Here is a 23,726-nt window from a genome sequence, read left to right as displayed (position 1 = left end):
GTCGGCAAGGGCTTGGCAGAAACGTCAACGGCTAGCTGTGTTCAATGGCGCTCGATCAAGACCTGAACACAGGGTCACACAGCTCAGAAGGCTTCCCACTCTTCCTCTTCACGACGCTGGGAGCCGCGCGGGGCGCTTGCCGGCGGCGGGAAAGCTGTCTGCTCGGCATCCGCCATCGGCTGAGTGCTCATAGGCGACATGGACTGATGCGACAGGGACTGATGCGACATGGCGTGTGTAGTCATGGTCTGACCACCCGCCACCTTGAAGCCTGCCATCAGCTGCTCCAGTGCCTGAGCCTGGGCGCTCATGCTGCGCGCCGCGCCACTGACCTGATTGACCAGAGTAGTGTTCTGCTGCGTCATCGTATCCAGCTCGCTGACCGCGGTATTCACCTGGCCGACGCCGGCACTCTGTTCACGCGCCCCGGCACTGATCTCGGCGATCATGTCGTTGACACGCTCAACACTGGAAAGAATCTCGGTCATCGCCTGACTAGCGTCCTTCACCTGCGCCACGCCCTGCTGCGTGTGCGAGATCGACTCATCGATCAGACCGCGAATCTCGCGGGAGGCATCGCTCGAGCGCGTCGCCAGGGTGCGCACTTCCTGCGCGACCACCGCAAAGCCACGCCCATGCTCACCGGCCCGCGCCGCTTCCACCGAAGCATTCAGCGCCAGGATGTTGGTCTGGAAGGCGATGCCATCGATCAGGCTGATGATCTCGCTAATGCGCTCGGCGGAGCGGTTGATATCCTCCATGCTCGCCTGGGCCTTGCGCATGTCGTCATTGCCGCGGCGCGCCTGCTCGGAGGTCGAATTGACCAGCTGACTGGCCTGCTGGGCGGAATCGGCACTGTGCTGCACGGTGGTGGTGATCTCCTCCATCGAGGCCGAGGTTTCCTGCAGGCTGGAGGCGGACTGTTCGGTGCGCGCCGAAAGCTCCTCGTTGCCCTGGGCAATCTCGCCGGCGGCCTGATTGACGGTGCCCGTCGTGCCCCGTACCTGACCCACCACTCGACTCAGGTCCTCGCCGACGCTGTTCATGGCCGCGGTCAGCTTGCCGATCTCATCCTGACGCTGACTGGTGATGCGCTGGGACAGATCGCCCCGCGCCAGCGCCTGAGCCAGTGATACCAGCGCATCCAGCGGACGACTGATCAGACGACGTTCGAGGAAGTAGAGGATGCCGGCCACGACCAGCGCCAACAGCAGTGCCAGCCCGAAGACCTGATTACGGACCTGCGTGATGCCCGCCGTCACTTCCTGCTTGTCGATCGTGGTCGCCACGACCCAGTCCCAAGCCGGATAGTGCTGGAAGCTGGTGATACGATCACTGTCTTCGCCCGCCAGGCGGTAATCGATCTGACCGCTGTCAGCGGCAAAGAGCGGCGCGAAGGCCGGCTCGCCCTGCGCATTATTGAAGTCCATCAGCGAGCGGCCCTGCCACTGACCCGTCGTCAGCACCTTGCCCTGCTGGCCCGGCGCCGTGCTCGCCACCAGACTGAAGTCCTTCTCATGCAACTGGATATTGGTGATGGTGGCATACAGCTCATCGATCTGCTCGCCGACATCCACCCCGATGAACGAGGCCCCGATGAGGTTGTCATTGAAGTCGGTGATCGGACGATAGCGCGTCATGTAGTGACGGCCCGCCAGATAAAGCATGCCGGTATAGGGCTGGCCGGCATTCAGCGCATCCTTAACCCCACCACTCAGCGTCAGCCCGAGCAGGCTTGAGCCATCTTCGGTCTTGAGGGTGGTGGCAATGCGCACGAAATCCTCACCATCGCGCACGAAGAAGCTGACCGGCGCACCGGTGCGATTGGCGAAGTCAGCCAGATAACCGGATTGATTGTTGAGCATGAAGCCGGCATTGAGCAGCGCCGGCGCATCGCGCTCGCCGATCGGCAGACGTCGGTCCTCGATCAACGTGAAGTTGTCAGGAATGGTCGCCAGGAAGGCATTGAGCATGCGCGTCACGCTGGACTGCATGGTGGTATCGAACAGTTCGATGGTGTTGGTGATCTGTTGCTGCTGCTGAGTGAGAGCGCGTTCGGTGCCCTCTTCTACCTGCATCTTGCTGGCCGTCGAGAACACCAGGCCCAGCGCCGTGAAGGCTGCCATCATCAACAGCAATACCAGCAAGGCGAGCTTGCTGCCGACACTGGCGCGGGCCAGACGCTTTCTTGTTGTCATCACTACGCGATACCCCGATCCAAGAGAGAAGTATCACGTCTATCGGCCACCGGACTCAGAACTGTAGCGATCCTGCTGACGAGTGGGAGCTGAAGAGTTGGCACTGACAAGGGGGGGGCTGGCCGGCGGGGCCTTGGGGTGCCGCTGATCAGTACCCCCTCATTCATGCCTCATTCATGCCTCACTTATCCCTTGTCCCACATCCATTGCGTCTCATCCATTACCCCTCAGCGTCTCGTCTGCCACCAGTCATCCAGCAGCTGGCGCTCGGCATCGGTCATCTGGGTCATGTTGGCCAGCGGCATGCTCTTGTCGACCACCGTGCGCTGATGGATACGCATGGCCTGACGCTGGATGTCATCCCAGCCATTGAAGGCCACGCCGGCCGCCGGGGCCGTCAAGCCGATCAAGTTCGGCGTGTCACTGTGACAGCCGGCGCAGCGTTGCTCGACGATATGGCTGACCTTGTCTCGCAGGGCCTGATTCTCCCCCGGGCCCTGGTTGACCGCAGCGCTGCTGGCCGTGACAGATGCTGAAGACGCTGTAGTCTGGGCGGTAGCGGGCACCGTCTGTGAGCGCGGCGCGCAGAGCAGGATCACGCCGATCAACGCCAACACTGCCCCCACGGGCACCCAAAGGCGCTTGACGCCCTTGTGATGATCCACCGTGGCGATGCGGATCAGACCGCCCATCACCAGCAACAGCAGGATGACGCCGAGGCGAGAGTCATTGGCATACAGCAGCGGGTAGTGGTTGCTGATCATCATCAGCACCGCAGGCAGCGTGATGAAGGTGTTGTGTACCGAGCGCTGCTTTGCGCGCTGGCCGTGGACCGGGTCCGGCGTTGCCCCACGCTGCGCAGCGGCCAGCAGCGCCTTCTGACCCGGGATGATCACATTGAAGACGTTGCCCGCCATGATGCTGCCCATCAGCGCGCCCATCACCAGGAAGGCGGCACGCCCCGCGAACAGTTCGGTCGCGACCCACGCCGCCAGCGTCAGCCACACACCGACCGCGACGAACAGCGCCCCGGCATGGCGCTTGAAGGGGCTGCGACACAGCGCCTCGTAGCCCAGCCAGCCACCGACGAGCACGCCCAGAGCGCTGCACACGGCCAGGGTGCCGCTCATCTCGAACACGCGCGGGTCGATCAGGTAGGCATGCGGCTGCAGCAGGTAGATCAGCGTGAACAGCCCCATCCCGGACAACCAGGTGACATAGGCCTCCCACTTGAACCAGTGGATCTCGCTGGGCAGCGTTTCGCTGACCCCATCATGACGAAACAGATGATAGAGACCGCCACCATGCACCGCCCACAGCTCGCCGCCGGGGCGGCCATCCACCGCATGAGTGGCCGGCTTTCGCCGATTGTCGAGCCAGATGAAGAAGAACGATGCGCCGATCCAGGCGATCCCCGCCATGACATGCAGCCAGCGGGTCAGCAGCATCGCCCAATCGAGAAGATATGCGCTCATGCCGGCTCCTTAGCTGCCGCGGTAGACACTGTAGGCCCACGGGGTGACCAGCAGCGGAATGTGATAATGGCCGCTGGCCTCGAGGGTGAACTCGACCGGCACGCGGCCGAGCATGCCCTGGCCCACCGCGCGGCTGGCAAAGTAATCCCCCACCTGAAACGTCAGACGATAGACGCCGGAGAGATCAGCGGAAGCGTCGGTTTCCTCAAGCAGCGGCGCATCGAGACGCCCATCGGCATTGGTCGTGGCCTGCGCGATCTCGTGAAAGTGGCCCTGCGCATCCTGGCGCTCCAGGATGATATGCACACCGCTGGCAGCGATGCCTTCGGCCTGATTGAGCACATGCGTCGTCAGTCTGGGCATGGCGATTTCCTGTTCTTGTGTGGATGTGGCGGGACGACTTAGCCCTGTATGAACAGCCCCTCTAGGAATAAAAGCTGTACGAATGAAGACCGTGTTTCTTTTTTCTGGCTTGGCGTGTTCTTGCCTCTCTGTTCAGTCCTTTCGTCAGCGGTTGGTGGTATTGCACCCGATGAGTGCATTGCTGCATCCTGACCGATCGGTCAAGGTGCAGACCGTATCGCCCCATGGCGGATCCCGCTCGGCGCCGTCAGGCAAGCCGGTGGCAATACAGCCTTGTCGTCAACCGCTGGCATGGCGATGCAGCGTGTGACACAGCGTTGGTCAGACGCGTTGCCAGCGACGGCATGCGCCTTGCAAGCTGATGATTCCGTGAGCTTTTCAAACCTATCCCCCTCTCTGGAGCAAGGCGCATGCCAATCGAGACCCCGATGCACTACCTGGTGATGCTGGACACGCTCAACGCCCTGCCACCCGAGGCGCTGGCACGACGCTTGAGTGGTCTCTATGAGCACTCGGACTGGGTGGTGGAACGCGCCGCGGCAGAGCGTCCGTTCGCGAGCATGGAAGTCCTGCTGACGGCGTGTGCCAATGCGGTACGCCAGGCCAATGATGTCGAGCGCCACCAATTGATTCTGGCCCATCCTGAGCTGGCTGCCGGCAAGCTGGAGACCCTGACGCCCGCCTCGCAGGGCGAGCAGCGTGGCGCAGGGCTGGATCAGCTCGATGACGCCACCCGTGAACGCTTCCTGACGGCCAATGCCGACTACCAGGCCCGCCACGGCATTCCGTTCATCATCTGCGTCAAGGGCCACAGCGCCACCAGCATTCTCGAGGAACTGGAGCGCCGTCTGCCGCAATCCACCGAGGCGGAATACCAGGAGGCATTGGCCCAGATAAATGCGATCGCCGCAGTGCGCCTGCCGGGGCTGCTCGAGGCCAGTTAGTGACCAGCGCCCCTGCGGCCGCTAATAGGTTCTGTCTACCGCGTGCTGTCCTACACGTACCTGACGGCCACGGCCTCGATACTGGCGATCAGTGCCGCCAGGGCCTTGGCGACATCGTCTTCGGTCACCGCCTCCAGCGGGTGGTGGCTGATACCGCGCTCGCAGCGCAGAAACAGCATGCCCACCGGACACAGATGGCTGACCGCCATGGCGTCATGTCCGGCGCCACTCGGTAGCCGGAATGGCACCTGACCGGTGACGGCGATGCCGGCATCGACGGCCTGCATCAATCCCTCGTCACAGGCCATGGCGTCGGCCGCATGCGTCTGCTCGCAGTGGAAGGTGAGGCCCCGTCGCGCCGCGATTCGGTGCGCCTCGTTCAAGAGTTCATCCAGCGCTCGGTCCCGCTGCGCATCGTCCAGCGCGCGGATATCCAGACTCAGCGCTGCCCCCCCGGGGATGACATTCACCGCCCCGGGATGCAGCTCGCAACAGCCCACGGTCGCGACCAGCGAGTGGTCCGCCATGTCAGCGCGCTTGCCCGCCTGGACATCACGCGCCAGGGCTTCCACCGCCAGTGTCCACTCCGCCGCCGCACACAGCGCATCCTGACGCAGCGCCATCGGCGTGGTGCCGGCATGCCCCGCCTGGCCGACGAAGTTGACCGCGAAGCGTCGCGCACCAGCGATCCCCGTCACGGTGCCCAGCGCCAGATTCTCGGCTTCCAGCACCGGGCCCTGCTCTATGTGGACTTCCAGATAGCCCAGCGGCGGATTAGCCTGCAGGCTGGCCCCGGCGGCCGCCTGCCCGGAAAGCCCGAAGCGTTCGAGCGCGTCACCAAGCGTGATGCCGTCCTCATCCTCTATCCGCTCCCAATCCGACTGCCAGCGTCCGGCGATGGCATGGCTGCCGAGCAGGGTCGCACCGAAGCGGGTACCCTCTTCATCACCGAAACCGACCACTTCCAGCGCGAAGGGCAAGCTCTGCTCGCCCGCATCGACACGCTGCCTGAAATGCGTCAAGGCGGCCACCCCGAGCAGGACACCAAGAATGCCGTCATAACGGCCGGCGTCCGGCACGCTGTCCAGATGCGAGCCGATCACCAGACGCGGCACGCCGGCTTCGCTGTCAGCGGCAGCGGTGAGAGCGGGTGGACACCAGCGGCCCCAGAGATTGCCGGCGCCATCCTGCCAGCTGCGCAGACCGGCGGCCTTGAGCCAGCCAGCCGTGGTGGCGTTGGCGGCGGCGTGTTCCGGCGTCAGATAGCGGCGGTCTATCCCGCTTTCGCTGCGTGAGATCGCCGCCAGTGTGTCGCAGGCGGTCAGCACATCGGCGGCCGTTTCCAGCGGCGCGATGGCGTCTGCCCTCATGGATCCTGCATCGTTCATGGCTGGCCTCCCGTGTTGGGATTGACATGACCATTGGCCGCCTGACCCTGATGCTCCTGATAGAAGTCCAGCGCGGCGCCGACGCCACCGCCGGGCAGAGTCTTGACGCCACCACGGCGCAGGGTCTGCTCCAGCGCCGCCAGCGTGGTCAGCACGGTATCGCGACGCGCGTTGTAGCCCATCACGCCGAGACGCCAGACCTTGCCATGCAGCGGGCCGAAACTGGTGCCGATCTCGATGCCGAAGTCCTCCAGCATGCTGCGGCGCAGGCCATCGCCATCCAGGCCGTCGGGAATCATCACCGCGCTGACGTTGTTCATGCGGTGGGCCTGGTCGCCGAACAGCGCGAGCCCCAGCCCCTTCAAGCCCTCGACCATCGCCTGGCCATGCAACGCATGGCGCGCGATGGCGTTGTCCATGCCCTCATTGACCAGCAGGCGCGCACACTCACGTGCGCCATACAGCATGCTGGTGGCTTCGGTGTGGTGATTGAGGCGCAGCTCACCCCAGTAATCGAGCACCATGGAGAGATCGAAATAGTTGGAGCGAATGCGTGCGCCCGGCTCCGCCAGCCGGTCCGCCCCGCTGCTGATGCCGGCCTCGACATGGCGACGCGAATGCACCACCTCCACCGCACGCGGCGACAACGTCAACGGCGAACTGCCTGACGGACCGGCGAGGCATTTCTGCAAGCCGGCGGTGACGGCGTCCAGCCCCCAATCGTCCGTCTTGAGCGGATTGCCCGCCAGCGAGGCCGTGGCATCGCTGTAGAACAGCACGCCTTCGCGGCGACAGATGGCGCCGATCTCCTCGAGGGGTTGGCACATGGTGGTCGAGGTATCGCCCTGCACCATAGCCAGCACGCTGGGTTTGACCTCGCGAATGGCGGCTTCGATCTGCTCCGGGCGGAACACTTGCCCCCACTCGCATTCCAGCGTATGCACCTCGGCACCGCAGCGCTCGGCGATCTCGCGCAGCAGATGACCGAAGCGGCCGAAGATCGGCACCAGCACACGCTCCCCTGGCTGGATCAACGAGACCAGCACCGCCTCGATACCGGCACGCGAGGTGCCATCGATCAACAGGGTGGCATCATTGGTGGTCTCGAAGACGCCGCGATAGAGCTGCATCGTCTCGTTCATGTAGTGCGTCATCGCCGGGTCGTACTGGCCGATCAAGGGAGCGGAAAGCGCTCGCAATACACGCGGGTCCGCATTGATCGGACCGGGGCCCATCAGCAGGCGTTTGGGAGGATGAATCTGGTCAAAGGTCGAGCTCACGGTCGCTCCTCGTGCAGCAGGGCATGGAATGCGGAAAGACTCGCCAACTCGCCGAGCCTCATGCCCAGACCACTGCAACAAGTGCGCCAGAATTTCAGAAATGAAACAAATGTTGAATTGCCGGTGTATTTGACGGGCGCCACCTCCCTGTCATGGCGTGGGCATCGAGGGGCAAAAGGCAACCAGGCAACCTGATAACCGAGTGACAGAAAGGCACCTCGGCAAAAGACGGCATGGCTCCAAGATAACGCTATAATCTTGCTGACCACACTGCCCAGTATCGCTCTGACAGTGCATGCCTTGCCTGCCAGGCACCATGACGGGGCATGAATGAGATGAATCGACGCTTTCATTATCTGTTTCATGCGCCGGCCCACTGCCCGAGGCTGAACTCGCCACATGAGTCTGTTATACAAGGAGACATCGGATGAGTGAGGGTTGCCTCATCCGACCTGATCATCGCTGCCGGAGAGCTACATGACGCTGGAACAACGCCTGGAACGAGCAACGGAACTGGCCAGACAGGCTGGTGAACGCATGGTGCAAGCGCGCGAGGAACAGGGTTTCGCGCACCATTACAAGAAAGGCGATGAGCTGGTCACCGACATCGACGTGGCGATCGATACCTTCCTGGCGGAAGCGCTCGAAGCCGAATTTCCCGAGGATGCGCGCCTTACCGAAGAGCTGTCGCCCGAGCGGGACGTGATCGGTACCAAGGGTGGCCTGTGGGTGATCGACCCCATCGACGGTACCGTCAATTTTGCCCATGGCCTGCGCCATGTCGCCGTGTCCATCGCCTGGTGCGAGCGCGGCAAGATCCAGATGGGGGTCGTGCATGCGCCCTTCCTTGGCGAGACCTTCACCGCCATCCGCGGCAAGGGGGCCTGGCTCAACGGCGAGAGCATTTCAGTCAGTGAGACCGATGAAATGAGCCGCGCACTGGTCGCGACCGGCTTCCCCTACAACCGTGACAGCCGTCCGCCGCTGCTCAAGCGCCTCTCGGCCATGCTGCTGGTCTGCCAGGACGTGCGCCGCAACGGCAGTGCCGCGCTGGATCTCTGTGATGTGGCGTGTGGACGCCTGGATGCCTATTACGAAAGCGTCTCCCCCTGGGACTTTGCGGCGGGCCTTCTGATCGCGCGTGAAGCCGGCGCACGCACGGGGCACCTGTATCGCTGTCCGGACGGCATTCCCGATGAGCTTTATGGCGAGAATATCGTGGTGGCCTCACCAGCCTTGCATGCTCCGCTCAAGCGTCTGTTGGAAGAGGCCGATGCCAGTTCAGGGCTGCCGGGGCTGTAGCGAAGTGCTTCGTCAAAGACTGTAGTGACGCGACTGTGATGACATGACTTTCATGACGTGACTTCAATGACAGACTGCCGCTGCAATACGCAAGAGCCCCGCCAATTGGCGGGGCTCTGTGTTTCTGGCTGGCTGACACTCGGCATCAATCGCCCAAGTTACCGCCCTTCTTCTTGCCCTTGGCGGCCGACTTGCTGGAGGCCTTGCGGGAGTCTTTACTGGCGGAAGGCTTGCTCGCCGGTTTCTTGTCAGCGCCGCCCGCTTTCTTGCTGGCAGGCTTGGCGGCTGGCTTGCTGGCCGCCTCCCCTTTGGCGCTGGCCTTGCCGTTGGCAGCACCTTGAGGCGCGGTGGCAGTTGATTCAGCCTCAGCAGCCTTGGCGGCGGCTGGCGACACCGTCGGCTCCTTGAGCAGGCTCAGGCGTTGGCCGATTTCCTGCCACAGGCTGCGATAGCTGACCGCTGGTGAGCTGTTGCGCGAGAAAGTCCCGATGGGTTTGCGCTCGATTCCCATACGCTCGACCACGCTGGAATACGGGATATAGCCACTGAGTTGCAACGGATAATCCTGCTTGAGCGATTCCATCACACCCTTGTGCAATGTCTTGCGGCGATCCACCAGAGTGAAGAACGGCCAGACAGGCACATCGAGATCGATTTCGGCCAGATAGGCGTTCAGTTGCTCCAGGGTACGCAACGACAGGACCGTGGGAATGAGCGGCACCAGCAGGGTATCGGCAGAGGCGAAGACCTGCTCGGAAAGACTGGAAATGCTCGGCGGACAATCGAGGATGACAAGGTCGTAGTCATCGCGAACCGGCTTTAGGACCTTGCGCAGTCGGGTTCGCTTCTCTTCCTCGAGAATGTGGTCGAGATTGCGGTAGGAAAATTCCGCCGGCAGGACATCCAAGTTCTGATAATCCGTGGAACGAATGACGCGGGACATGTCCTGCTTGCCGCTGATCAGTTTTTCGACCCCACCCTTCAGCTTGGGCTTGGTACGCACATAAAAGGTCGCAGCGGCCTGCGGATCAAGATCCCACAGCAACACACGCAGGCCACTGTTGGCGGCACAATGCGCCAGATTGATGGCAGAAGCAGTCTTGCCCACGCCCCCTTTGATGCTGTACACCGCAGCGATTTTCATGGCTCCCTCCCGTCATTCCAGTTTGTGCAACGTTAGCACAATCCAGTGCCATGTCCCTGACTGACCACGGCGAAACGGGAGAAAATGATATGACCGTTTTATGTCAAACAGGCTCTCGCTCATCGACCAGGCCGCGCTTGATCAACTGGTTCGTGAGGCGGTTGAGCAACAATCCGTACATCGGCAGGAACAGCAAGATCGAGATGGCCAACTTGATCGCGTAATCCACCCAGGCGATCTCGATCCAGTGAGCCGCCATGAAAGCATCAGGCCCATTGCGGAACGCTACCGAGAAGAAGGCAAAGGTGTCAGCGAGATTGCCGAACAATGTCGACGCCAACGGTGCGATCCACCAGTGGGCATTGCGGCGCAGTCGATCGAACACCTGAATGTCGAGCAATTGACCGATCACGTAGGCAATGAAGCTTGCCAGCGCGATACGGGCCACGAACAGGTTGAAGTCCGCCAATGCCTCTACCCCGGCAAAGCTGCCCGCCTGGAACATCACCGACACCATATAGCTGACCAACAGCGCCGGCAGCATGACCACCGCAATGATGCGCCGCGCCTGATACTTGCCGAACAGACGCACCGTCAGATCCGTTGCCAGGAAGATGAACGGGAAACTGAAGGCGCCCCAGGTGGTATGGAAGCCGAACAGGGTCATCGGCAACTGCACCAGGTAATTGCTGGCGGTGATGATGAGGATGTGAAACAGGGACAGTGCGACGAGTGCGCGCTGCGTCTGGGCTGACGAGAGGAGTAGCATTGCAGGTCCTTTTTGGATCAAAGCCGTCGTCCAGGGGTGAGGGAACCCTGTCACGAGCGTGTTGATGTTTGCGTCGTCGATGCTGACATCAGCAGCCATGGCCTGACATCGGCCTGACGCCATGTCGTAGCGATCGAGCGCCGCAGGCATGGCGCAACCGGCATGCTTCACTGACAGTCACAGCAAGGCTTGCACATCGCCAGAACACAAAATGGCCGCGCATCGTATCACGATGCGCGGCCATTGACAGGTACCTGCGGGGAAAATCTGGCCAGATGGTCAGGCCATCAGTCTCCCTAGGCGGCCCTTATGCTGCAAAGACAGTGTTGCAATGAAATTCATGCAATGAAAGCGAGTGCCAGAGTCACTTCTTCCAGATGCTGGCATCGACCTTGCCCTTGAGCTCCGGGAACTGCTCCGGATCAAAGGTCGGCTCCTTGCCGGCCTTATGCTGACGGTCGTAATCCTTGAAGATACGGAAGGCCAGCGGCGACAGCAGCAGGATGGCGATCAGGTTGATCAAGGCCATCGCGCCCATCGACAGATCAGCGAAGTTCCAGATGTTCTTCAGGCTGGCGACAGCACCGAGCATGACCATGCCGAGAACAGCGAAGCGGTAGACCATGATGACGGCCTTGGCGTTCTTCTTGCCGGAAATGTACTCGATGTTGGACTCGCCATAGGAGTAGTTCGCCACCAGGGAGGTGAAGGCGAACAGCAGAATGGCGATCGCCACGAAGCCGCCACCCCAGCTACCGACCTGTGAGGACAGCGCCGCCTGAGTGATCTGGATGCCGTCATTGCCGCCATCGTTGCCCAGGGTGCCACTCATGATGATGATGGCCGCGGTCGCGGTGCAGATGACCAGGGTGTCGATGAACACGCCGAGCATCTGGACGAAGCCCTGGGAGGCCGGGTGCTTGGTGGTCGCCATCGCGGCGGCATTCGGGGCGGAACCCATGCCTGCTTCGTTGGAGAACAGACCCCGCTTGATGCCATTCATCATCGCCTGGGCGATGGTGTAACCCAGCGCGCCACCTGCGGCCTGCTCAAGACCGAAGGCACTGCGGAAGATGGTGCCCAGCGCCGCCGGCAGCTCGGTGATGTTGATGGCCACGACGAAGATGGCCAGCAGCAGATAGAGCAGTGCCATGATCGGCACGATCAGCTCAGCGGTACGCGTGATGCGCTTCATGCCACCGAAGATGATCGGCACCATGACCACGACCAGCACCACGCCCATGATCCACGGCGGCACGCTGAAGGCCTGCTCCATGGCCAGCGCAATGGAGTTGGACTGCACGGAGTTGAAGGCCAGACCGAAGGCGATGATCAGACACACTGAGAACAGGATGGCCATCCAGCGCTGACCGAGGCCCTTCTCGATGTAATAGGCCGGGCCACCACGGAAGGTATTGTCTTCATGCGAGACCTTGTAGGCCTGCGCCAGGGTGGACTCGATGAAGCTGGTGGACATGCCAACCAGCGCCGTCATCCACATCCAGAAGATGGCGCCCGGGCCACCCAGTGAAATCGCCACGGCGACACCGGCGAGGTTACCGGTACCGACGCGCGCCGCCAGAGAAGTGGCCAGCGCCTGGAAGGAAGAGATGCCGCCTTCACTGCCCTGACGAGACGTGGCCAGCAGCTTCCACATGTGTCCGAAATAACGGAACTGGATACCCTTGGTCATGACCGTGAAGAAGAGACCCGCTCCGATGAGCAGGTAAATCAATACACTGCCCCACAGCAGGCCATTGCCTGCATCGATCAGCGCCAGAATCGGCGCTGGAATGATGGACGTTGTTTCCGACATGTCGGTCTCGCTTTGGCGGGTTTTTGGTCTTGTCGACGCTGCCAGGGCACCGGAAAGCCCATGACTTTCCTGCGACTGACAGCGAGCAACCACTACGATCAGGTTGCTCGACATGTTTTGGTGAGCGCCATTCTTCATATCCCACGGGGATAAGCAAGAAGAGCCCACTGTAAAGTGGTCTTCTACGCCCGGATTCTAGGGGAGAAATAGCGTAATGGCGGTGTTTTTCACTGAAACCTAGACTTTAGATGAACACGGTAATGTTTCACGTCTTGTTTGGCTCGGGCATAATGCGCCCCCTTCCGGAAGTCGCCGCCTGCCAGTGGCGGCCCAGGACTTGTCGGGCGCATGCTCGCGACTCATCGATTGCCGTTGCGCAACGGCGATCCCGTGAGTGTGCGCTGCGATCAGGCGGTGCAACTCCCTGACACCCACGCACCATAACCGCCATCACGGCACCCGGTAGCGCGCTTTGTCCCGGCGCCTGCCTTTGATTACAGGTGATACATGGAACTGACCAGCTACGCGGCGTCCCCGCTTTCGCTGCTCGCCCCGATCATAGCCATCGGTCTCGCAATACTGACACGTCGTGTCATGCTCTCCCTCGGGCTGGGTATCGTGTCAGGCGCCCTGCTGCTGAATGATTTCTCGCCGCTCGTCACGCTCCACTATCTCTGGCAGCAGCTGATTGCCGTCTTCATCGAGATGCCGGACAGCGGTCAGCTTGCCGATGCCAGCCTCAACAGCTGGAATGTCTATATTCTGCTGTTCCTGCTGGCCTTGGGTGCCATGGTCGGCGTGATCACGCTGGCAGGCGGCACCCGAGCCTTCGGCAACTGGGCGCGGGCGCGAGTCACTACCCGCCGCGGCTCGCAGCTGATGACCGTGCTGCTGGGGGTATTCATCTTCATCGATGATTATTTCAATAGCCTGGCCGTGGGCAACATCTGTCGTCCACTGACCGATCGTCAGGGGCTATCGCGCGCGCGCCTGGCCTATCTTATCGACTCCACCGCTGCTCCCGTCTGCGTGCTGACGCCGATCTCCAGCTGGGGTGCCTACATCATCAGCCTGATCGCCGGTATTCTGGCGACCCACCACATCACGGATGTCAGCCCGTTCGGTGCCTTCCTTGAGCTATCCGCCTTCAACTACTACGCGATTGCGGCGCTGGTGCTGGTGATCGCCTCCGCCTGGTTCGACATCAACTTCGGTGCCATGCGTCGTCATGCCATCGCGGCGCGCGACGGTGAGCTTTTCGATGCCAAGCGCGGCAATCCGCCGGGCAACACCCACGTGGAAGAGTCCGAGCGTGGCCGCCCGATGGACCTGCTGATCCCGATCATCGTGCTGGTCATCGCAACCTTCTTCATGATCGTGCAGACCGGCGCCAGCGCACTGGCCGCCGAGGGTGAGGCCTTCGGCCTGATTCGCGCCTTTGAACTGACGGATGTCGCCAAATCGCTGATCATCGGCGGCGCCATCGGTCTGCTGGCTGCGGTAGCGATGCTGCTTCGGCATCGTATGGGCGCTGGTCGCAGTCTCAGCGCCATCGCCCAGGGCGCCAGTTCCATGCTGCCTGCCGTCTATATCCTCGTCTTCGCCTGGTTGCTGACCGGCATCATCGGCTCTCTGGGGACCGGTCAGTACCTCGCCACACTGGTCGAGGGCGTCGTGTCTCCGACCTGGCTGCCGATGCTGCTGTTCGTGCTCTCCGGCCTGATGGCCTTTGCCACCGGCACCAGCTGGGGCACCTTCGGCATCATGCTGCCCATTGCCGGTGACATGGCGGCCGCCACCGAGCTCGCCATGATGCTGCCGATGATGGGGGCGGTGCTGGCCGGCTCCGTGTTCGGGGATCACTGCTCGCCGATTTCCGACACCACCATCCTGTCCTCGACGGGTGCCAGCTGCCACCATATCGATCACGTGATCACCCAGTTGCCCTACGCCCTGCTGGGTGCCGCGATCTCGCTGATCGCCTACCTGGTGATGGGCGTGACCGACAGCACCCTGTTCGGCTGGTTGAGCCTGGCGGGTCTGCTGGTCATCAGCATTGCATGGCTTGCACGCCGCGAGATGGCCGATCCGGTCGTGGCACGCACGTGATGCAATAAATGCTGCCTTGCTGAAAAAAGCCCCCGCCATGTCTCATGGCGGGGGCTTTTGCCTTGTGGGAGCAGCACGGACCGCGTCATGCGTCCGCGATATCACTGCATCGGTTCAGCTCTCCGGCTCATGCGCTGCGTGCCTCACTCGCCTGACCGACGCCGGCCTCGCTCAGCGCCTCACGCACATCTTCCAGGCTTGAGGGGTCATCTATCGTCGAGGGCACCTGGTATTGCTCGCCCGCGGCGATCTGACGGATCATCTTGCGCAGTATCTTGCCGGAGCGCGTCTTGGGCAGGCGCTCGACGATCAGCACCTCCTTGAGCGAGGCAAAGGCCCCGATTTCCTGGCGTATCCGCTGGGCAAGCTCGGCGCACAGGCTGGCTTCATCCCCCTGCCAGCCATCCTTGAGAATCACCAGCCCCAACGGCATCTCGCCCTTGAGCGAATCCTCGATGCCGATCACCGCGCATTCCGCGATCGCGGCGTGTGCACCGAGCACCTGCTCCATCTCACCCGTCGACAGACGGTGCCCCGCCACGTTGATGACATCATCAATGCGTCCCATCACGAACAGATAGCCCTGCTCATCGAAGTAGCCGCCATCACCGGACAGGTAATAGCCGGGGTAGGCAGCAAGATAGGCAGAATGGAAGCGTCCGGGGTCCTGATAGAGTCCGGTCAGGCAGCCCGGCGGCAACGGCTGACGCAACACGACATTGCCCTGCTCTCCCGCGGGCACCTCATCTCCCATGCCATCGAGAATCAGCACATTGAAGCCCGGCAACGGCCAGGTGGCGCTACCGGCACGCGCCTCGACCGGCGCCTTCACCTCGTGGCTGCCTTCGGTGAACATGTCGAGGCCCAGCAGGTTGCCGGCGATGGGCCAGCCGGTTTCGGTCTGCCACCAGTGATCGACGACCGGCACCGGCAGGAGATCGGCGAGCCAGTGATAGGTCGGCGGGTCCAGTCGTTCTCCGGCCAGGAACAGACTGCGCAGGCTGGAAAGGTCGTAATCGGCCATATGACTGGCTTCCGGATCTTCCTTCTTCATGGCGCGAAATGCCGTCGGCGCAGTGAAAAAGCAGTTGATGCGGTATTCCTCGATCAAGCGCCAGAAGGCTCCGGCATCCGGGGTCTTGACCGGCTTGCCTTCATACATGACGGTACTGGCTCCCATCAGCAGCGGGCCATAGACGATATAGGAGTGGCCGACGACCCAGCCGATGTCCGAGGCCGCCATGAAGGTATCCCCGGGGCGGGTCGCATAGAGAAGCTCCATTGAATAATGCAGCGCCACGGCGTAACCGGCGTGATCACGCACCACTCCCTTGGGCTTGCCGGTGGTGCCGGAGGTATAGAGGACATAGAGAGGTTCGCTGCCCAGCATGCTGACTGCTTCGGTGGCCTGGGCGCTGGCCAGACATTCATGCCAGTCATGATCACGCGGCCCGAGTGTCGCCCGCTGCTGTTCACGCTGCAGGATCAGACAGGCTTGCGGTGTATGCTCGGCAAGCTCGATGGCTTCATCCAGCCAGGGCTTGTAGGGAATGATGCGATCGACTTCCACCCCGCAGGACGCCGCCATGATCACCTTGGGCGCGGCGTCATCGATGCGTACCGCCAGCTCCTTGGGGGAAAAGCCGCCGAAGACCACTGAGTGCACCGCCCCGAGACGTGCACAGGCCAGCATCGCCATCATGGCCTCGGCGACCATCGGCATGTAGAGCACGACACGGTCGCCCTTCTCCACCCCGAGATTGCGCAGCGCCCCCGCCAGCAGGGCCACCTCATCACGCAGCTCACGATACGTGTACTGCCGCTTGCTCTGCGTGACCGGCGAATCCCAGTACAACGCGACCTGATCCGCGCGCCCATTGGCGACATGATGATCCAGCGCGGCATGGCAGATGTTCATCTCGCCATCGATGAACCAGCGTGCATGCTGTTGCTCATCCCAGGCCAGAATGGTCTGCGGCGGGCGAAACCAGGCGATGCGTTGCGCCTGCTCAGCCCAGAAGTCTTCTGGCGTCTCGTTGGCTCTCGCCGTCAGAGCTAGATAACGCTCGCGTGCACAGGAGTGATTGGCGTCGGGCATGGCGTACCTCGTGATCCACGAATGGCTTTGTGGGCATCTCTTGCCAGTCCTGACGCAAGGCCTTGTCTCCGGGGCCCGTTGACCGGACCTCTTTTCATGTCGTCATTGACGTCGCTCGCCAACGGCGATGCGACAGACGACGATGGAGGAAGGACAGGCAGGACAGAGATGCCTTAACCGATAGTTACGTTGAAACCTTAGGCCAAAAATCGCCCTTCAAACGTGCTCGGCTCACCGTTTTCAGCGTCTGATGGTCTTATACTCAATCCTTGGTCGCAGACGAGCTGACAGCGTGAAAGGCGTCATTCGCGCAATAAAACATACGCTTGAACGCGGTCTCACAGCAGATGCGACAAAAAGTCAAAGCCTGAGAACGACAAAGTCGATGATTTATCGTTTAAGATTGTCTTGGACGTAGCACGCGGAGTTATTGATCATTCACTAAAACAAGGTTAGGTCATAACAACATGCCAATGGCCCATTGCGTCCCTCGGGATGCACCAAGATAGACCGACCGGGAGAGACCGCATGAACGCAACACTTTCTACAGCTGCAAGGAATAACCCCATGCCAGTGTCCAGCGATGCCATCACCCTGCACCAGGCCGGTGACCGCGTCATCGAAGAAGCCACTGCCCTGCTCAAGGCGATGGGCAACGAGAATCGTCTGCGCATCCTGTGCCTGCTCAGCGACAGCGAAATGTCGGTGAGCGAGCTCAACTCGCGCCTGGAACTGTCGCAGTCCGCGCTGTCGCAGCATCTGGCGATTCTGCGTCGTGAAGGCATGGTGCGTACGCGCCGCGCTTCGCAGACCATCTACTATTCGCTGCAAGGCCCCAACGCCGCAGGTGTCATTCGTGCCCTGCAGGATCTCTATAACTGAAAAAGGGCGCCAGCCGGTGACTGACGCCCTTTGAGGGGAATGTCGCTGAGTCACGCTGATCGTGACCCGCTATACATCTGTATCACTCGCCGACTCCAACAAGATCGGGCAGGCCACGGAATGGCCTTCCAAGCCTCTTCTCTTCGCCCGCGACGGCAATCTGTCGCTTATTGCTGATGCCAGCGCGACTCCGCATTGCGCTCCAGCACGCGGTCCAGCACACGATCCAGACTCGATGTCACGCCCTTGCCGAAACGGTCCATCACGCGGCGCGGCTTCTCGAGACTCACCTCGAAGATCTTGACCTCTTCCTTCAGATAGCGTGCCAGCAACGCCTGACTGGTACCGACCTCGTCGATCAGACCGATATCGATGGCTTCACTGCCATACCAGATATCGCCCTGGGACACTGCCTCGACGTCCAATTGCGGACGACGGCTGCCGACATGCTGCTTGAACAGTTCATGGGTGCGCGCCAGGTCCGACAGGAACTTCTCACGCCCTTCTTCACTGTTTTCGCCGAGCATGGTCAAGGTGCGCTTGTAACGCCCCGCCGTCAGAATCTCGACATCCACATCATGCTTCTTGAGCAGACGGTGCACATTGGGCACCTGAGCCACGACACCGATCGAGCCGATGACCGCAAAGGGCGCTGCCACCACGTGGTCCGCCGCACAGGCCATCATGTAGCCGCCACTGGCCGCGACCTTGTCGACCGTGATCGTCAGGCGCGCGCCACTGGCACGCAGACGGTCAAGCTGTGCCGCGGCCAGGCCATAGGCATGCACCAGGCCACCACCGGACTCCAGTCGCAGCACGACCTCATCCTGCTCACCCAGCACGCCTTCCAGCGCCGTGATCTGCTCCGCCAGGCTTTCCACACCGCTGGCCTTGATGTCGCCGACGAAGTCGAGCACGAAGACCCGACGCCCACGCGTACTGGCCGGCGCATCGTCCTTGTCCGCATTGCCGCCCTTGTTGGCTTTCGCCTTGGCCTTGAGCGATTTCTTGAGCGCCTTGGCTTCCTGCTTGTGCTTCTTGGCCCGCGCCTTCTCCTTGGCGGCGTACTCGGCCTCTTCAAGGCCAGCGTGGCTCAATTCGCGTTGATAGCCCTTGATGCGCTCATGCCAGGGGCGAATCTTAAGCTTGGCCTGGCGCTCCCCCGCTTCCCCCTGTCGTGCACGTGCAATGATGAGCACGATGGCCGCGATCGCGACCACTACGGTGATCGCCTGGGCCAGAAAGAGGCCGTACTGTGAAATCCATTGCATGCACTTGCTCCTGAAACATTGAAGAAGGTGTCTGATCTCTCGCCTGCACGTGAGCGACGAACGCTCGCTCTCGAGTGCATGGCTGTCAGGCAGAAGGTCAAGACATCTGCCACACGACCAGGACCCCATAACGAAATCACCGGCTAAAGGGCCGGTGCGGGATGGTACTCGATATGGGGGCAAGCTTGCCCGCCTGCAAGGCTGGCAGGCACCTGGGCAGATTTCACACTGCTCATATTGTCATGGGACTGACGTACCGCCTGTGCGGGTTCTCCAGGTGACCTGGACGCGATCTGTACGTTATCCCTGTACGTTACTTCTGCACATTATCTCTGCACGCTATCTCTAAAGGGTTCAGAGCTGAGCGCTGAAGCGCGGAACACGCCAGATCGATCACACGACTTGATTGGAACGCTCGTTTGAAATAGTCTGATGTCAGTCTTGAAGGTCAGCAGCGTGATCACTTCATGGTGAGCAAGGTGATGAACGACACCCCACTCCTCGCCATGTACGTCATCTTTCCCCGTGATCATTGGCCTTTCTCCACCGCTAGCACTGACAAGGAATATCACCATGGCCGACGCCAACGCCGTCATCGACATGCTCAAGAGCCGTTTCAACCCCGAAGCCGCCAAGGGCATGGATGAGGTCTTTCAATTCAACATCACCGACAGCGATGACTACTACATGGTCGTCAAGGACGGCACTCTGGACGTCGGCGAAGGTGAGCACGATGACCCGTCCGTGACCCTGAGCACCGACAGCGACACCCTCAAGGGCGTGATGAAGGGCGAAGTCGACGGCATGCAGGCCTTCATGACAGGCCGCCTGAAAGCCACCGGCAACATCATGCTGGCCACCAAGCTGACGTCTCTGTTCCCGAACAAGTAAGCGTCTGCTTGAGCAGGTGCATCGTTGCGAACAAGCCCGATGGAAAGGTTCGCTTGATGCACCAGCCAAAGAAAACGCCCCGGCCAATGGTCGGGGCGTTTTCTTTGGGGAGAGGCTCACAATCTCAGCGGCCCGTCGCGACCGAGCGCAGGAAGTTGTCGATCAAGGCATGCGAGATCGAGAACTTCGGTGGCAGCCCCGGCAAGTCTTCCGGCGTGAACCACTGGGCATCCTCGATCTCGACACCATCGATGGTGATGTCGCCACCGGCATATTCCGCGTAGTAGCCCAGCATGAACGAGTGCGGGAACGGCCACGACTGGCTCTGGAAATAGCTGACTCGCCCGACCTCGACACCGACTTCCTCGTGCACCTCACGCCGCACGGCTTCCTCGGCACTTTCACCGGCTTCGATGAAGCCCGCCAGGGTAGAATACATGCCCGGCCCGAAGCGCGGACTGCGTGCCAGCAACATCTCGCGGCCCCGGGTGATCAGCGTGATGATGCACGGCGAGATACGCGGGTAGCTGCGATGCTGACAACCGGTGCAGTGCATGGCGAATTCATGCTCCAGACGCTTCATCCGCTTGCCACAACGGCCACAGAATCGATGGTCTCGCAGCCATTTGAGCACCTGCAACGCACTGGAAAGCAGCGGAAACTGATCGCGGGGCAGCGTATGCAGCCACTGACGCGCGGCGGGCCAATCGGCACTGCCATTCTCACCGAACACCGCAATCGGCGCGCCCTGCCATTCCCCGAGGGCCACGGCGCCGCTGGGCCAGTCCGCGATGGGCTGGATGATGCCGCCATCCGGCGCAGGTGCTACGCCATCACGCCCCACGCGGATCAGATAACCATGGCGCTGGGTCACACGCGAGAGATCACGAATCAACATCAGGCGTCGTCTCCGCGGTTGCCTCGGCTGTCCAGACTGGCGCTATCAAGACTGCCCAAGGCATCGATCGAGAGGCGATCGAACAGGCACTCATCCGCCTTGCCGCGAATCTCTTCACACCAGGCCGAGTGACGCTCAAGTTCCAACTCGGAAAGCCCGGGCGTGACCAGACGTGGGCGATCGGCACGCAGGCGACGAACCCCGACGATACCGCCCTCCTCGCCATCGCCTTCCTCTATCACGTCCAGGCCCAGCGCCGTCTGGCCACCGGTCATCGCCAGATAGACGTCGCCGAGAATCTCGGCATCCAGCAAGGCGCCGTGCAGCACGCGATGCCCGTTGTCGATATCGTAGCGCTTGCACAGCGCATCCAGATTGTTGCGCTGTCCGGGGTGCTTCTCTCGGGCCAGCTTCAGGGTATCGAGAATGGCGCAGTGATCGGCGACCGGCCCCAACGGGTTGGCTCGCCCGGGATTGATCAGCCCGAATTCGTGATCGATGAAGCCCACATCGAAGGGCGCATTGTGGATGACCAGCTGGGCACCCTTGATGAAGTCCCAGAAGGCATCGGCAATCTCGGCGAAGACCGGCTCGTTGGCGACTCGCTCATCGGTGATGCCGTGTACCCCGATCGCCTCTGCATCGATCAAGCGCTCAGGATTGACGTACTGATGGTAGGTGCGTCCGGTCAGGCGGCGGTTGATCATCTCCACCGCGCCGATCTCGATCAGGCGATGGCCTTCCTTCGGATCGATACCTGTCGTTTCGGTATCGAGAATAATCTGACGCATCTCAGACCTCTTGGTAAACAGTGACAGCTCCCTGATCGGCATCTGCCCTCACCTTCGGGCCGCGCATCAGGGTGCCTCAATATCGGATCCTGCATGTCCGTGCTCAAACACGGCTGGCCACCGCGCTCGGCGTGTCTGCCAGCCGAGGCGCTCAGCGGCGGCGCTGCATCTCGTCGATGGCCTCGTTGGCCAGCGCATCGGCGCGCTCGTTGCCCTCATCGCCGCTATGACCCTTGACCCAGCGCCACTCGATATCATGACGCTCACTCTGGGCCAGCAGTGCCTTCCACAGATCTTCATTCTTGACCGGCTGCTTGGCTGCCGTCTTCCACCCGCGCTTGACCCAGCCATGCACCCACTTGGTGATGCCGTTCTTGACGTATTCGGAGTCGGTCCACAGCACCACCTGACAGCGCTTGGTGAGCGCCGTGAGCGCCTCGACCGCCGCCATCATCTCCATCCGATTGTTGGTCGTCTGGGCCTCGCTGCCATTGAGTTCCTTGCGATGCTTGCCACTGACCAGAATCGCGCCCCAGCCACCCGGCCCCGGGTTGCCACGACAGGCACCATCGGTGTGGATGACCACGCGAGTCGGCGCCGCCTTGGATTCGGACGTCGCAGCAGCGGAGGGATTCTGGGATTCGGGCGTGGATGCACTCTGGCTCACAAACGGCACTCTCGACAAAGGAAACGAAGACGGGCAAGTGCGACGGCGCTGGCTGTCACGACAGGGGCAAGCCTGGCCCGCAGAGGCGGGGCTTGGAAACCGGCCCCTGACAATCACTCTCCGGTAGCCCTCCCGCGGCAACAGCAGGCCTCGCCACAATGAGCGCCATTCTACCCACTCGCATGCAGCATGGCCAAAGTCCCTGTGTTTTTTTACAGCTTCCGCCAGACTGAAGCCTTGAAGAAAAGGGAGCCCTCGAGCTAGCCACGCTCGGACAGATCTCTGCGCGACTCACGCTTCACATGCCCCTCCCGGGAATGCACCCGCGTGGCCTGGCCGATGGAGACACCGGGAATGGCGACTCGCGGTCGCTTGGCATTCAAGGGTTGCACGTACCCGACATTGCGCCGCGCCCGTATCAACATCAGGCTTCCCAGCGGCAGGTTGTAGCGGCGCCCCATGCGTTCAAGCCAACCGTGTCGCAGGCGTAACCCCGGCAGATGGAAGCCGGCATAGTCGATACGCTCGATCTCGAAATCCACGAAGGCCAGCCAGTCCCTCAGGGCTGCCGGTGTGCGCCAGCTACCCTCCCAGGGAGTGATGTGCCGGCGGCGCGGGTCCAGACGCAGCAGCCCCTCGCCAGATAACGGCTGCCAGGCGACGATGACCAGACAGCCACTGGAGCGCAACACACGGGCCGCCTCACGCAGCAGTCGGTGCGGCTCCGGCGCGACCTCCAACAGATGGTGGAGCATCACCAGATCCATGCTCTCGTCCGGCAAAGCCAGCTGCGTCAGCGGGCAGATCAAGGTGGATGGCGACTCGGCAAGCGCCGCCTCGGAACTCCATTGGATGGCATGGCGAATGGCGGAGAGTGACAGGAGGTCATTGCCGCCCGGGCCCAGGTTCAGGCTGTGGAAACCGAAGCAGCGCTCGAACAGCGGCGACAGCATCTCGCGCTCCGCCGTCAGGATGTCCTGCCCATCCGGGCCCTCGAAAAAGGCACGCATGGCGCGCACATGGGCACTCAATTGGCGCGCATGCTGGCGCTGGCGCTCCTCGGCGGTCAGGGACGCGCTGGCCTTGTCCGCACCGGAGTCATTCACACCAAAGGGGCCTTTCCACATCTTGCATCTCCCGGGCTTCAGGCGGGGAGACACTCCCCACGGCATAGACAGGCTTTGACACTTGTCTACATTCTCACACCATAAGAGGTTTGACACTTACCTGCTGGCTCGTCAGGCTTGTTATCCGGAAAATTCAGATTCCCGCCACGAATCAATCCACTGGGCATCACCGTGCTGGCTATTGGCCTTGCGATTGATGGCGCTCATGGACTTTGGCACCGGCGGCCAGTCGTGACTTTTCCTGCTGGACTCTTCTTGTTGGGCTCTGCGTCAGCCACTCGGCGCCTGATCGCACACGGCGAGTCTGACCGGG

General features: G+C 61.8%; 19 protein-coding genes. 5 read left to right on the top strand and 14 right to left on the bottom strand.

Annotation, left to right across the window (positions count from 1 at the left end):
• Positions 1–83: 83 nt before the first annotated feature.
• From AC5WNI_RS07820 to uraH, 3 genes are all read right to left on the bottom strand, one after another.
• Positions 84–2,198, bottom strand: a complete 2,115-nt coding sequence (locus AC5WNI_RS07820; RefSeq protein ID WP_495929059.1) for a methyl-accepting chemotaxis protein — start codon at positions 2,196–2,198, stop codon at positions 84–86.
• A 227-nt stretch (positions 2,199–2,425) separates the two neighbouring features.
• The gene (locus tag AC5WNI_RS07815) at positions 2,426–3,673 is read right to left on the bottom strand and encodes a urate hydroxylase PuuD (RefSeq protein WP_495929057.1); all 1,248 of its coding nucleotides are present in this window, start codon (positions 3,671–3,673) and stop codon (positions 2,426–2,428) included.
• 9 nt (positions 3,674–3,682) lie between these two features.
• Entirely contained in the window at positions 3,683–4,036 is a 354-nt protein-coding gene (gene uraH, locus AC5WNI_RS07810; protein ID WP_495929055.1) for a hydroxyisourate hydrolase, read from the bottom strand.
• 410 nt (positions 4,037–4,446) lie between these two features.
• Here uraH and uraD point away from each other — a divergent pair, with 410 nt between their 5' ends.
• Positions 4,447–4,980, top strand: a complete 534-nt coding sequence (gene uraD, locus AC5WNI_RS07805; protein ID WP_054556056.1) for a 2-oxo-4-hydroxy-4-carboxy-5-ureidoimidazoline decarboxylase — start codon at positions 4,447–4,449, stop codon at positions 4,978–4,980.
• 50 nt (positions 4,981–5,030) lie between these two features.
• On the opposite strand, the gene AC5WNI_RS07800 is transcribed toward uraD, so the two are convergent.
• On the bottom strand, positions 5,031–6,368 hold the full coding sequence (locus tag AC5WNI_RS07800) for an allantoate amidohydrolase (RefSeq protein WP_495929053.1): 1,338 nt from the start codon (positions 6,366–6,368) through the stop codon (positions 5,031–5,033).
• Positions 6,365–7,648 carry a pyridoxal-phosphate-dependent aminotransferase family protein gene (locus AC5WNI_RS07795; RefSeq protein ID WP_495929051.1) on the bottom strand — a complete coding sequence of 428 codons (1,284 nt, stop codon included), beginning with the start codon at positions 7,646–7,648 and terminating at the stop codon, positions 6,365–6,367. Before AC5WNI_RS07795 ends, AC5WNI_RS07800 begins: the two co-directional genes overlap by 4 nt.
• 477 nt (positions 7,649–8,125) lie before the next feature.
• Between AC5WNI_RS07795 and AC5WNI_RS07790 the strand changes: the two genes are divergently transcribed.
• A complete protein-coding gene (locus tag AC5WNI_RS07790; RefSeq protein WP_043332713.1) occupies positions 8,126–8,950 on the top strand; it encodes an inositol monophosphatase family protein in 825 nt (274 codons plus the stop codon).
• A 145-nt stretch (positions 8,951–9,095) separates the two neighbouring features.
• On the opposite strand, the gene AC5WNI_RS07785 is transcribed toward AC5WNI_RS07790, so the two are convergent.
• From AC5WNI_RS07785 to AC5WNI_RS07775, 3 genes are all read right to left on the bottom strand, one after another.
• Positions 9,096–10,094 (bottom strand): ParA family protein, encoded by a 999-nt coding sequence (locus AC5WNI_RS07785; RefSeq protein WP_495929049.1) that lies wholly within the window; start codon positions 10,092–10,094, stop codon positions 9,096–9,098.
• 103 nt (positions 10,095–10,197) lie between these two features.
• The gene (locus AC5WNI_RS07780) at positions 10,198–10,863 is read right to left on the bottom strand and encodes a 7-cyano-7-deazaguanine/7-aminomethyl-7-deazaguanine transporter (protein WP_495929178.1); all 666 of its coding nucleotides are present in this window, start codon (positions 10,861–10,863) and stop codon (positions 10,198–10,200) included.
• Between the two features lie 364 nt (positions 10,864–11,227).
• Positions 11,228–12,679, bottom strand: a complete 1,452-nt coding sequence (locus tag AC5WNI_RS07775; RefSeq protein ID WP_175088694.1) for an alanine/glycine:cation symporter family protein — start codon at positions 12,677–12,679, stop codon at positions 11,228–11,230.
• 507 nt (positions 12,680–13,186) lie between these two features.
• Here AC5WNI_RS07775 and AC5WNI_RS07770 point away from each other — a divergent pair.
• Positions 13,187–14,788, top strand: coding sequence for a Na+/H+ antiporter NhaC family protein (locus AC5WNI_RS07770; protein WP_495929047.1), 1,602 nt, complete (start codon positions 13,187–13,189; stop codon positions 14,786–14,788).
• Between the two features lie 127 nt (positions 14,789–14,915).
• Here the strand turns inward: AC5WNI_RS07770 and AC5WNI_RS07765 are convergent, their stop codons facing one another.
• Positions 14,916–16,886: an acetate--CoA ligase gene (locus tag AC5WNI_RS07765; protein ID WP_495929045.1), complete on the bottom strand. Its 1,971-nt coding sequence runs from the start codon at positions 16,884–16,886 to the stop codon at positions 14,916–14,918.
• A gap of 567 nt (positions 16,887–17,453) precedes the next feature.
• Between AC5WNI_RS07765 and AC5WNI_RS07760 the strand changes: the two genes are divergently transcribed.
• Positions 17,454–17,768: an ArsR/SmtB family transcription factor gene (locus tag AC5WNI_RS07760; RefSeq protein ID WP_054556050.1), complete on the top strand. Its 315-nt coding sequence runs from the start codon at positions 17,454–17,456 to the stop codon at positions 17,766–17,768.
• 167 nt (positions 17,769–17,935) lie between these two features.
• Here the strand turns inward: AC5WNI_RS07760 and sohB are convergent, their stop codons facing one another.
• The gene (gene sohB / locus AC5WNI_RS07755) at positions 17,936–19,039 is read right to left on the bottom strand and encodes a protease SohB (RefSeq protein WP_054556049.1); all 1,104 of its coding nucleotides are present in this window, start codon (positions 19,037–19,039) and stop codon (positions 17,936–17,938) included.
• A gap of 573 nt (positions 19,040–19,612) precedes the next feature.
• On the opposite strand from sohB, the gene AC5WNI_RS07750 reads away from it, so the two are divergent.
• Positions 19,613–19,930: an SCP2 sterol-binding domain-containing protein gene (locus tag AC5WNI_RS07750; RefSeq protein WP_043332726.1), complete on the top strand. Its 318-nt coding sequence runs from the start codon at positions 19,613–19,615 to the stop codon at positions 19,928–19,930.
• A gap of 124 nt (positions 19,931–20,054) precedes the next feature.
• Here the strand turns inward: AC5WNI_RS07750 and nudC are convergent, their stop codons facing one another.
• From nudC to AC5WNI_RS07730, 4 genes are all read right to left on the bottom strand, one after another.
• A complete protein-coding gene (gene nudC, locus AC5WNI_RS07745) occupies positions 20,055–20,828 on the bottom strand; it encodes an NAD(+) diphosphatase (protein ID WP_107334885.1) in 774 nt (257 codons plus the stop codon).
• Entirely contained in the window at positions 20,828–21,619 is a 792-nt protein-coding gene (dnaQ, locus tag AC5WNI_RS07740; RefSeq protein ID WP_495929043.1) for a DNA polymerase III subunit epsilon, read from the bottom strand. Before dnaQ ends, nudC begins: the two co-directional genes overlap by 1 nt.
• A 151-nt stretch (positions 21,620–21,770) precedes the next feature.
• On the bottom strand, positions 21,771–22,205 hold the full coding sequence (rnhA, locus tag AC5WNI_RS07735; protein ID WP_054556047.1) for a ribonuclease HI: 435 nt from the start codon (positions 22,203–22,205) through the stop codon (positions 21,771–21,773).
• 341 nt (positions 22,206–22,546) lie between these two features.
• Entirely contained in the window at positions 22,547–23,413 is an 867-nt protein-coding gene (locus tag AC5WNI_RS07730) for a class I SAM-dependent methyltransferase (protein ID WP_495929042.1), read from the bottom strand.
• Between the last annotated feature and the right edge of the window lie 313 nt (positions 23,414–23,726).

This window comes from Cobetia sp. PDI-12MA (assembly GCF_059507695.1).
The sequence above is the reverse complement of the archived record's forward strand: the minus strand, read 5'-3'. Positions and strand labels throughout refer to the sequence as shown.

Bases quoted from the DNA above. Each gene is read 5' to 3' on its own strand.
- AC5WNI_RS07820 (WP_495929059.1), bottom strand. From the start codon at position 2,198: ATGACAACAAGAAAGCGTCTGGCCCGCGCCAGTGTCGGCAGCAAGCTC.
- AC5WNI_RS07815 (WP_495929057.1), bottom strand. From the start codon at position 3,673: ATGAGCGCATATCTTCTCGATTGGGCGATGCTGCTGACCCGCTGGCTG.
- uraH (WP_495929055.1), bottom strand. From the start codon at position 4,036: ATGCCCAGACTGACGACGCATGTGCTCAATCAGGCCGAAGGCATCGCT.
- uraD (WP_054556056.1), top strand. From the start codon at position 4,447: ATGCCAATCGAGACCCCGATGCACTACCTGGTGATGCTGGACACGCTC.
- AC5WNI_RS07800 (WP_495929053.1), bottom strand. From the start codon at position 6,368: ATGAACGATGCAGGATCCATGAGGGCAGACGCCATCGCGCCGCTGGAA.
- AC5WNI_RS07790 (WP_043332713.1), top strand. From the start codon at position 8,126: ATGACGCTGGAACAACGCCTGGAACGAGCAACGGAACTGGCCAGACAG.
- AC5WNI_RS07785 (WP_495929049.1), bottom strand. From the start codon at position 10,094: ATGAAAATCGCTGCGGTGTACAGCATCAAAGGGGGCGTGGGCAAGACT.
- AC5WNI_RS07780 (WP_495929178.1), bottom strand. From the start codon at position 10,863: ATGCTACTCCTCTCGTCAGCCCAGACGCAGCGCGCACTCGTCGCACTG.
- AC5WNI_RS07775 (WP_175088694.1), bottom strand. From the start codon at position 12,679: ATGTCGGAAACAACGTCCATCATTCCAGCGCCGATTCTGGCGCTGATC.
- AC5WNI_RS07770 (WP_495929047.1), top strand. From the start codon at position 13,187: ATGGAACTGACCAGCTACGCGGCGTCCCCGCTTTCGCTGCTCGCCCCG.
- AC5WNI_RS07765 (WP_495929045.1), bottom strand. From the start codon at position 16,886: ATGCCCGACGCCAATCACTCCTGTGCACGCGAGCGTTATCTAGCTCTG.
- AC5WNI_RS07760 (WP_054556050.1), top strand. From the start codon at position 17,454: ATGCCAGTGTCCAGCGATGCCATCACCCTGCACCAGGCCGGTGACCGC.
- sohB (WP_054556049.1), bottom strand. From the start codon at position 19,039: ATGCAATGGATTTCACAGTACGGCCTCTTTCTGGCCCAGGCGATCACC.
- AC5WNI_RS07750 (WP_043332726.1), top strand. From the start codon at position 19,613: ATGGCCGACGCCAACGCCGTCATCGACATGCTCAAGAGCCGTTTCAAC.
- nudC (WP_107334885.1), bottom strand. From the start codon at position 20,828: ATGTTGATTCGTGATCTCTCGCGTGTGACCCAGCGCCATGGTTATCTG.
- dnaQ (WP_495929043.1), bottom strand. From the start codon at position 21,619: ATGCGTCAGATTATTCTCGATACCGAAACGACAGGTATCGATCCGAAG.
- AC5WNI_RS07730 (WP_495929042.1), bottom strand. From the start codon at position 23,413: ATGTGGAAAGGCCCCTTTGGTGTGAATGACTCCGGTGCGGACAAGGCC.